The following is an 8,691-nucleotide window of genomic DNA, read 5'->3' on the forward strand; positions in this document are numbered from 1 at the left end:
ATGAACTCCCCCCGATTCACACGACGCGCCCTCGCGGCGGTGTCGATCGCCGCCGGCCTGAGCGCCGCGCTGCCCCTGAACGCACTGGCCCAGTCGGGCGCCACGCCCAAGCTGCTGCGCCTGGTGGTGCCGTTTCCCGCCGGCGGCACCGCCGACGTGCTGCCGCGCGTGCTGGCCGAGAAGATGCGCGACGCGTACCCCGCCGGCATCGTGGTGGAGAACCGCACCGGCGCGGGCGGCAACATCGGCGGCGAATTCGTTGCACGCGCCGACGCCGATGGCAGCACGCTCCTGGTGTCGCCGCCCGGCCCGATCGCCATCAACCACCACCTCTACAAGACCATGCCGTTCGACCCCACCAAGTGGGTGCCGGTGACGGTGGTGGCCACGGTGCCCAATGTGCTGGGCGTGTCCACCAAGGTGCCGGCGAACAACCTGGCCGAGTTCATCGCCTACCTCAAGGCCAACCCCGACAAGGTGACCTACGCCTCGCAAGGCAACGGCTCCACCTCGCACCTCACGGCCAACCTGTTCATGCAGCTCACCGGCACGCGCATGGTGCACATCCCCTACCGTGGCACCGCGCCCGCGCTGACCGACCTGGTCGGCGGCCAGGTGGACGTGTTCTTCGACAACATCGCTTCCTCGGCGCAGTACCACCAGAGCAAGCGCATCAAGGTGCTGGCCGTGGCGGACGAGCGCCGCTCGAAGGCGCTGCCCGATGTGCCGACCTTCGGTGAACTCAAGCTGCCCGACATGCAGGCCGTGACCTTCTTCAGCGTGGTCGCGCCGGCGGGCACGCCCGATGCAGCGGTCCAGCAGTTGCAGAAGAACTTCGCCGCCGCCATGACGCTGCCGGACGTGCGCGAGAAGTTCGCCGCGCAGGGCGCCGAGCCCGGCGGCCAGACGCCGAAGCAGACGGGCGCCTTCATCAAGGCCGAGTCCGACAAATGGGCCCGCGTGATCAAGTCCGCCAACGTGACCCTCGAGTGACCGCCGACATGTCAGACGTGCAAGCCATTCATTGGGCCGATAGGCTCACCCGCGTGCCTTATGCCGTGTACGCGGACGACGAGGTGCACGCGCAGGAGCAGGAGCGCGTGTTCCGCGGCGCCACCTGGAACTACCTGTGCCTGGAGGCCGAGCTGCCCGAGGACGGCAGCTACCGCACCACCTTCGTGGGCGAGACGCCCGTGGTGGTGGTGCGCGACGCCGACGGCGAGGTGTACGCCTTCGAGAACCGCTGCGCGCACCGCGGCGCACTGATCGCGCTGGAGAAATCCGGCAAGGCCGAGAGCTTCCAGTGCGTGTACCACGCCTGGAGCTACAACCGCCAGGGCGACCTCACCGGCGTGGCTTTCGAGAAAGGCGTGAAGGGGCAGGGCGGCATGCCGCCCGATTTCTGCAAGCAAGAGCACGGCCCGCGCAAGCTGCGCGTGGCGGTGTACTGCGGCCTGGTGTTCGGCAGCTTCAGCGACGACGTGCCGCCGATCGAGGAGTACCTCGGCGAGGAGATCTGCGCGCGCATCGAGCGCGTGCTGCACAAGCCGGTGAAGGTCATCGGCCGCTTCACCCAGGCCCTGCCCAACGACTGGAAGCTCTACGTGGAGAACGTGCGCGACAGCTACCACGCGAGCCTGCTGCACTTGTTCTTCACCACCTTCGAACTCAACCGCCTCTCGCAAAAGGGCGGGGTGATCGTGGACGAATCGGGCGGCAACCACGTCAGCTACTCGATGATCGACCCGGCGGCCAAGGACGAGTCGTACAAGGAGCAGGGTCTGCGCTCCGACCACGAGCGCTACCGCCTGAAGGACCCGAGCGTGCTCGCCGGCTTCGACGAGTGGCCCGATGGCATCACCCTGCAGATCCTCTCGGTGTTTCCGGGCTTCGTGCTGCAGCAGATCCAGAACTGCCTGGCCGTGCGCCAGGTCGTCACCAAGGGCAAGGACCGCAGCGAGCTGCACTGGGTCTACCTGGGTTTCGAGGACGACACGCCCGAGCAACTGCGCGTGCGCCTGAAGCAGTGCAACCTGGTGGGCCCGGCGGGCTTCATTTCCATGGAAGACGGCGCGGTGGGCGGCTTCGTGCAGCGCGGCATCGCCGGCGCGCGCGACCAGCAGGCCGTGGTGGCCATGGGCGGCGACGTGGTGGCCTCCGGCGAAGGCCGGGCCACCGAGACCTCGGTGCGTGGCTTCTGGAAAGCCTACCGACAGCACATGGGGGTGGCGGCGTGATCGATCTGCTGAACCTCATGGCTTTTCATGCGGCGTACGCCGAGACCATCGACAGCGACCGCCTGGAGCGGTGGCCCGATTTCTTCGCGTCCGATGCGCACTACCGCATCACGCACGTGGAGAACGAGCAGCAGGGCCTGCCGGCCGGCATCGTCTGGGCCGACTCGCGCGCCATGCTGGAAGACCGCGTGGCCGCGCTGCGCGAGGCCAATATCTACGAGCGCCAGCGCTACCGCCACCTGCTCGGTGTGCCGCTGCTGGAAGCGGCCGACGAGCACACGGCGCGCGCGAGCACGCCCTTCATGGTGGCGCGCATCATGGCGCACGGCGAGACCCAGCTCTTCGCCACCGGCGTGTACCGCGACCGCTTCGTGCGGGTGGATGGGAAGCTGCTGCTGGCCGAGCGCGTGGCGGTGTGCGACAGCACCGTCACCGACACGCTGATGGCGCTGCCGCTGTGAGCCTCCGGAGCGAGCGATGACATCGCGCGTGGCCTTGAGCCTGGGCGACCCCAACGGCGTCGGTCCAGAGATCGCGCTGAAGGCGCTGGCTGAACTGGCGCCGCAGGAACGCGAACGCCTCGTGGTCTACGGGCCTGACGAGGTGTTGCGCGCCACTGCGCGGTCCCTGGGCCTGCAGCACCTGCTGGTCGGTGTGGCGCAGGTGCACGTGGGCGGCCTTCCCGCCGGCGCGCACCAGCCCGGGCGCATTCACGCCGAGGCCGGCCGCAGCGCGGTGGCCAGCGCGAGCGCGGCCATCGAGGCCTGCCGCGCGGGCGAGGTGCAAGCCGTGGTGGCGGGCCCGCACCACGAGACCGCCATCGCGCAGGCGGGCATCCGCTTCAGCGGCTACCCGAGCCTGGTCGCTTCCGTGTGCGGGCAGAGCGAGGACGAGGTCTTCCTGCTGCTCATCGGCGGTGGTCTGCGCATCGTGCACGCCACGCTGCACGAAAGCGTGGAGCGCGCGCTCTCGCGCCTGAACCCGGCGCTGGTGGTGGCCGCCGCGCAGGCCGGCGTGCGCGCCTGCCACCGTCTGGGCATCGCCGAGCCGCGCGTGGCGCTGTTCGGCGTCAACCCGCACGCATCCGAGGGTGAGTTGTTCGGCCCGCACGATGCGCGCTGCACCGTGCCTGCGGCGCGCGCGCTGCGCGAGCAGGGCCTGGACGTGGGTGAGCCGCAAGGCGCCGACGTGCTGCTGGCCGACCATCCGCGCCGCCCGCACGACCTGTACGTGGCCATGTTTCACGACCAGGGCCACATCCCCATCAAGCTGCTGGCCCCGCAGGGCGCCAGCGCCTTGTCCATCGGCGCCGAGGTGCTGCTGGCCAGCACCGGCCACGGCAGCGCGATGGACATCGCCGGCACCGGCCAGGCGCGGCCCGATGCGCTGCTGCGCAGCCTGCGCCTGGTGCTGGGCCCAACGCCGACCTCCACGCCGACCCCAACCCCGGCCTGAACCCGTTCCCTCTTGTTCGCATGACCCACCAGATCCGCATCGCCGGCACCGACGTGTCCTTCGCCTGCGAGCCCACCGACACCGTGCTCGACGCGGCGCTGAAGGCGGGCATCGAGATGCCCTATTCCTGCCGCAAGGGCGTGTGCGGCAACTGCGCCGCGCGCGTCGAGGGTGGCGAGTTCGAGCGCGGTGTCGTCTCCGCCGAGGCGACGCCGCCCGGGCAGGAACTGCTGTGCCAGTGCCGCCCGCGCAGCGACCTGAGCATCGCGCCCGCGAGCTGGCGCCGCGCCGAGCCGGGTGCGCGCCAGCGCCTGCAGCTCAAGGTCTACCGCAACACCCTGGCCGCGCCCGACGTGAGCCTGCTGCAACTGCGCCTGCCGGCCGGCAAGCGCGCGCGCTTTCGCGCCGGGCAGTACCTGCAGGTGCAACTGCCGGGTGGTGAGCCGCGCTGCTACTCCATGGCCAACCCGCCGCACGAGAGCGATGGCGTGCAACTGCACGTGCGGCACGTGGCCGGTGGCCGCTTCAGCGCGATCGTGCCCGGGCTGCAGCCCGGCGACACGCTGGACGTGGAACTGCCCTTCGGCCAGGTGGAGATCGATCCGTCGTCGGAACGCCCGCTGCTGTGCGTGTGCGGCGGCACCGGCTTCGCGCCGGTGAAGTCGCTGCTCGATCACCTGCTGCGCCAGAAGTCCACGCGGCCGGTGACGCTGGTGTGGGGTGCGCGCGATCGATCAGGCCTGTACCTGCTGGAGCACGTGCAGAAGTGGGCGCGCGGCCTGCCGGACTGGCGCTTCGTGCCCGCGCTGGAGGACGAAGCCGACGCGCAGGCGCTGCAAGGCCACCACGGCCGCGTCGACTCGGCGGTGCGCGCCGTGGCCGATGGCCTGGAGGATGCCGAGGTGTACTGCTGCGGCGCGCCGGCCATGGTGTCGGCGGTCCGCGCCGCGTGCACGGCCCTGGGCCTGCCGCCCGAGCGCTTTCACGCCGACATCTTCGTCGTCGGCTGACGCGCGCTCACAAGCGGCGCCGCAACGCCTCGAAGAACAGCTCCGACTGCAGGCGCTCGCCCAGCGTCTGCTCGGCCACGCGCGCGGCCATCTCGGGCGTGCTGGGTGCCAGCGCCAGCCCGCTGGAGGCGGCCATCACCTGCGCCATGCAGGCGCGCTCCAGGTAGTACAGGTCGTCGAAGGCGTGGTCGATGCGCGCGCCGCAGACGATGACGCCGTGGTTGGCGAGGAAGGCCACGTCGGCGCCGCCCATGGCGCGCGCGATGCGTTCGCCCTCGGGGTGGTCGAGCGCGAGTCCGTTGTAGACCGGGTCGGTGCCGACGCGGCCGTGGAAGCGCATGGCGTTCTGCGACAGCGCGGTGTCCAGTGCGCGCTCGCGCGTGAGCGTGAGCGCCGTGGCGTAGGGCATGTGCGTGTGCAGCACCACGGCCTGGCGCGCCACCCGGTGCACGCCGGCGCGGATGTGCATGGCCGTGCTCTCCACCGGGTGGCGGCCGGCCAGTGCCTGGCCCTGGGTGTCCACCATCACGATGTCGTCGGCCTGCACCTCTTGCCACAGCAGGCCGCGCGGGTTGAGCAGGAAGCGGCCCGAGCCGTCGGGCAGTTCCACACTGAAGTGGTTGCACACGCCTTCGGACAGGCCGAAGTGCGCGGCGGCGCGCAGGGCCAGCGCGAGGTCGGCGCGCAACTGGCGCACGGTGTCGCTCTGGAAGTCGTGTTCGTGGTTCATGGGGTGGTGTCGATGAGATCGGCTGCGACCAGCCGGGCGGCGGCGAGGTCCCAACCGGCCCAGCCGCAGTTCTTGAAGAACACCGGGCCCGAGGGGCGCGGTCGATCGAGCCAATCGGCCAGCGTGGCCACGGCCGGCACGTCCAGGCCGGCCTGCAACAGGTCGCCGGCCTCGTGGTCGGCGTCGCGCGTGTCCACCGCGAGCGTGCCGCGCGCGGCGATGTGGCGGCAGACCTCGGGCGCCCATTCCAGCATCGCTGGCGTGAAGGCGCCCACGGCGGCGATGAAGGCGTCGTCGCGCGGCGTGGCGTGCAGCGAGGCGGCCTGCGCGGGCGTGGCGCTGACCACCAGGGGGCAGTCGGGCAGCGCGGCGTCGGCGTCGTCGACACGGATCGCGTCCAGGCCCAGATTGCGCGCGTGCGCCACCAGCGCGTCGGCGCTCGTGGCGCTGCGCGAGGCCACGCGCACCTGCTTCACGCCCAGGCCGCTGGCGAAAGCCTCGAGATGCGCGCGCCCCTGCACACCCGCGCCGACGATGAGCAGTGGCCCGTCGGTGCGCGGCGCCAGCCGCTGCGCGGCCAGCAGCGAGACGGCGGCGGTGCGCCGCGCCGTGACCGTTGGCCCGTCGAGCAGGGCCAGGCGGCGGCCGTCGCGCGCGTCGAACACGATGACATCGCCCTGGATGGCGGGCAGGCCACGCGCGCCGTTGTCGGCGACGAAGCTGATCAGCTTGGTGATGGCCACGCGCGCGTCTGTAGCGGGCATGGCGATGAGGACACCGCCCGCCGGCAGCGGCAACACGGTGCGCGCCGGCACCTTCACCGCCGGGTCGCGCAGCAAGGCCGCGATAGCCTTGGCCAGTTCGGGATAGGGCAGGGCGGCGGCGGTGGCCTCGGGCGAGTACAGCGTGGGATGGCTCATGGTTCAGTGGCCTCGTTTGCCTGGCCTGGTGTTCTTCGGGGGTGATCGCTCGCCAGCACCCGCTTTTGCGATGCGTTTGCTGGACGGCTGCAGGCGCGCGATGGCCGATGCGTATGCCTCGGAATCCTCGCGCTTGTCCACGGCCATCACCATCACGACGAGGGCATCGTCCTCCACGCCATACACCAGGCGATAGCCCTGCTTGCGCAGCTTGATCTTGTAGTAGCCCCTCAGCTCGCCCCGCAATTCCGCGCCCGGCACGTGAGGGTTGTCAAGGCGCGACTTCAGCAGCTTTCTGAAGTTCTCCTTCACGGAGCCATCGAGGCTCTTCCACTCTTCCAGCGCCGAGGGAAGGAATTTCAGCCGGAACTTGTGAGGCTGAGCTGACTGCACCGCTGCGGGTGCGGATGCAGGTGCTTTGGGTTTGGCCACGGCGCTCAGACGGAGTCGATGTCGACCTCGATGGCGTTCATCTTCTCCGCGAGCCGCGCCGCGACCTTGGCTTGCAGTTCGTGATCGATGAGTTCTTCCATGATGGCTTCGAAGAGGCTGGGCTTGAGCATGTAGAAGGCCGGCCGGTTGTGGCTGAGCACGGCCACGGGCTTGTGCTTGGCTTCGCGCAGCACGGCTGCGGGATTTTTCTTGAAGTCCGACATGCTTACGGTTTGGTCAGCAAGAATGGTATCCATATTCGCTCCAAAATAAGCGCTGATTTTAGCGCTCATAAGACAAAAAAAAGCCCGCCGGGCGGCGGGCTTCGTCTCGGGGCCGATCGTTCAGATCTTGGCCGAGGTGATGTAGCTGTCGTAGCGCCACTCGGAGAAGCGGCTCCACAGGATCTGGTCGCGCTGGAAGGCGCGCATGTCCTGGTGGATCTTCTTGAACTCGGGCGACTTGGCCTCGTGCGCGGCGAACACCTCCTGCGCCGACTTGAAACCCGCGTCCATCACGGCCTTGGGGAAGGCGACGAGCTTGGTGCCCGAAGCCACCAGGCGCTTGAGGGCGATGGGGTTCTGCGCGTCGTACTTGGCGGTCATGTCGCGCGCGGCCACCGCACCGGCGGCGCGCACGATCGCCTTGTTCTCGGCCGACAGCGCGTCGAAGGCCTTCTTGTTGATGAAGAACTCGAGCTCGGCGCCGCCTTCCCACCAGCCGGGGTAGTGGTAGAAGGGCGCGACCTTGTTGAAGCCCAGGCGCTCGTCATCGAAGGGGCCGACGAACTCGGTGGCGTCCAGCGTGCCCTTCTCCAGGGCCTGGTACACCTCGCCGGCGGGCATGTTCTGCGCCACCACGCCCAGCTTGGCCATGGACTCGCCGAACAGGCCGCCACCCATGCGCATCTTCAGGCCCTTGAGGTCGGCCACCGTCTTGATTTCCTTGCGGTACCAGCCGCCCATCTGCGTGCCGGTGTTGCCGGAGCTCATGGAGAGGATGTTGAACTTGGCGTAGAACTCGTCCATGAGCTTGCGGCCGTTGCCGTGCTCCATCCAGGCGTCCATGTGGCGCGCGGTCAGGCCGAAGGGCACGGCGCAGCCGAAGGCGAAGATCGGGTCCTTGCCGGTGAAGTAGTAGGACGCGGTCTGCGCCATCTCGATGGTGCTGTCCTGGATGGCGTCGACCACGCCGAAGGCCGGCACGATCTCACCGGCGGCATGGATCGAGACCTCGAACTTGCCGCCCGACAGGGCCTTGACGGTCTCGGAGAACTTCTCGGCCGAGCCGAAGATGGTGGGCAGCGACTTGGGGAAGCTGGAAGCCAGGCGCCAGCGCACGGCGGCCTGGGCATGCACCGCGGGTGCGATGCCGGTGGCGAGCACGCCGGCGATGCCGGCGTTCTTGATGACGGAACGACGATCCATGGAAATTGACTCCTCGGGAAACGGGTGTAGGGGTTGCGGGCGCAACTACCTATGGGGGTAGGGAGTATGCCAGCCGCTTTCCCCGGGGAAACCCTAGGATTTGCCCTGTGGAGACTGCTGAGAGAAGGCCGCGGCCACGAAGTCCACAAAGGCCCGCACGCGCACCGCCAGCTGGTGCCGTTGCGGATAGACGGCGTGGATGTCGGCGTCGGGCGTGAAGTACTGCGGCAGCACGGGCACCAGGCGCCCGCTCTTGAGGTAACGCTCGATGTCCCATTCGGCGCGCATCAGGATGCCGTGTCCGTCGAGCGCCCACTTCACCGCGATCTCGCCGTCGTTGGTGGTGAGCTTGCCGTGGATGCGCACGGATTCCGTGCTGGCCTGGCGGCCGCGCCCGTGCGAGAGGCGCCACACGCCATAGGCCTCTTCGCCCTGGCGGATGGCGATGCAGTCGTGCTGCATCAGGTCGCGCGGCACGCG

11 protein-coding genes are annotated in these 8,691 nt (G+C 69.5%); 5 read left to right on the plus strand and 6 right to left on the minus strand.

Annotated features, from left to right (window positions below; translation table 11 throughout):
• The 5 genes from VLG41_RS04145 to VLG41_RS04165 are packed head-to-tail and all read left to right on the plus strand — an operon-like array spanning position 1 to position 4,702.
• A complete protein-coding gene (locus VLG41_RS04145) occupies positions 1–993 on the plus strand; it encodes a tripartite tricarboxylate transporter substrate binding protein (protein ID WP_325348134.1) in 993 nt (330 codons plus the stop codon).
• 8 nt (positions 994–1,001) lie between these two features.
• Positions 1,002–2,237 carry an aromatic ring-hydroxylating dioxygenase subunit alpha gene (locus VLG41_RS04150; RefSeq protein ID WP_325348135.1) on the plus strand — a complete coding sequence of 412 codons (1,236 nt, stop codon included), beginning with the start codon at positions 1,002–1,004 and terminating at the stop codon, positions 2,235–2,237.
• Positions 2,238–2,254: 17 nt separating this feature from the next.
• Entirely contained in the window at positions 2,255–2,698 is a 444-nt protein-coding gene (locus tag VLG41_RS04155; protein ID WP_414652436.1) for an aromatic-ring-hydroxylating dioxygenase subunit beta, read from the plus strand.
• 16 nt (positions 2,699–2,714) lie between these two features.
• Complete coding sequence (locus VLG41_RS04160) at positions 2,715–3,692, plus strand: PdxA family dehydrogenase (protein WP_325348137.1); 978 nt, start codon at positions 2,715–2,717, stop codon at positions 3,690–3,692.
• Positions 3,693–3,712: 20 nt separating this feature from the next.
• Positions 3,713–4,702, plus strand: coding sequence for a 2Fe-2S iron-sulfur cluster-binding protein (locus tag VLG41_RS04165; protein WP_325348138.1), 990 nt, complete (start codon positions 3,713–3,715; stop codon positions 4,700–4,702).
• Between the two features lie 7 nt (positions 4,703–4,709).
• On the opposite strand, the gene VLG41_RS04170 is transcribed toward VLG41_RS04165, so the two are convergent.
• The 6 genes from VLG41_RS04170 to VLG41_RS04195 form a co-directional block, all read right to left on the minus strand.
• A complete protein-coding gene (locus VLG41_RS04170; protein ID WP_325348139.1) occupies positions 4,710–5,432 on the minus strand; it encodes an aldolase in 723 nt (240 codons plus the stop codon).
• Positions 5,429–6,352: a delta(1)-pyrroline-2-carboxylate reductase family protein gene (locus VLG41_RS04175; RefSeq protein ID WP_325348140.1), complete on the minus strand. Its 924-nt coding sequence runs from the start codon at positions 6,350–6,352 to the stop codon at positions 5,429–5,431. The genes VLG41_RS04170 and VLG41_RS04175 overlap by 4 nt, the downstream gene beginning before the upstream one ends.
• 3 nt (positions 6,353–6,355) lie before the next feature.
• Entirely contained in the window at positions 6,356–6,784 is a 429-nt protein-coding gene (locus tag VLG41_RS04180; protein WP_325348141.1) for a type II toxin-antitoxin system RelE/ParE family toxin, read from the minus strand.
• Positions 6,785–6,789: 5 nt separating this feature from the next.
• Positions 6,790–7,008, minus strand: a complete 219-nt coding sequence (locus VLG41_RS04185) for a type II toxin-antitoxin system Phd/YefM family antitoxin (protein WP_325348142.1) — start codon at positions 7,006–7,008, stop codon at positions 6,790–6,792.
• Positions 7,009–7,128: 120 nt separating this feature from the next.
• Positions 7,129–8,211, minus strand: a complete 1,083-nt coding sequence (locus tag VLG41_RS04190; protein WP_325348143.1) for a TRAP transporter substrate-binding protein DctP — start codon at positions 8,209–8,211, stop codon at positions 7,129–7,131.
• 93 nt (positions 8,212–8,304) lie between these two features.
• Positions 8,305–8,691: LysR substrate-binding domain-containing protein (locus VLG41_RS04195; protein ID WP_325348144.1), on the minus strand; the 387-nt coding region annotated here is incomplete at its 5' end.

It is taken from the genome of Hydrogenophaga sp. (assembly GCF_035481345.1).
In the GTDB taxonomy this organism is placed as follows: Bacteria; Pseudomonadota; Gammaproteobacteria; order Burkholderiales; family Burkholderiaceae_C; genus Hydrogenophaga.

Bases quoted from the DNA above. Each gene is read 5' to 3' on its own strand.
- VLG41_RS04145 (WP_325348134.1), top strand. From the start codon at position 1: ATGAACTCCCCCCGATTCACACGACGCGCCCTCGCGGCGGTGTCGATC.
- VLG41_RS04150 (WP_325348135.1), top strand. From the start codon at position 1,002: ATGTCAGACGTGCAAGCCATTCATTGGGCCGATAGGCTCACCCGCGTG.
- VLG41_RS04155 (WP_414652436.1), top strand. From the start codon at position 2,255: ATGGCTTTTCATGCGGCGTACGCCGAGACCATCGACAGCGACCGCCTG.
- VLG41_RS04160 (WP_325348137.1), top strand. From the start codon at position 2,715: ATGACATCGCGCGTGGCCTTGAGCCTGGGCGACCCCAACGGCGTCGGT.
- VLG41_RS04165 (WP_325348138.1), top strand. From the start codon at position 3,713: ATGACCCACCAGATCCGCATCGCCGGCACCGACGTGTCCTTCGCCTGC.
- VLG41_RS04170 (WP_325348139.1), bottom strand. From the start codon at position 5,432: ATGAACCACGAACACGACTTCCAGAGCGACACCGTGCGCCAGTTGCGC.
- VLG41_RS04175 (WP_325348140.1), bottom strand. From the start codon at position 6,352: ATGAGCCATCCCACGCTGTACTCGCCCGAGGCCACCGCCGCCGCCCTG.
- VLG41_RS04185 (WP_325348142.1), bottom strand. From the start codon at position 7,008: ATGTCGGACTTCAAGAAAAATCCCGCAGCCGTGCTGCGCGAAGCCAAG.
- VLG41_RS04190 (WP_325348143.1), bottom strand. From the start codon at position 8,211: ATGGATCGTCGTTCCGTCATCAAGAACGCCGGCATCGCCGGCGTGCTC.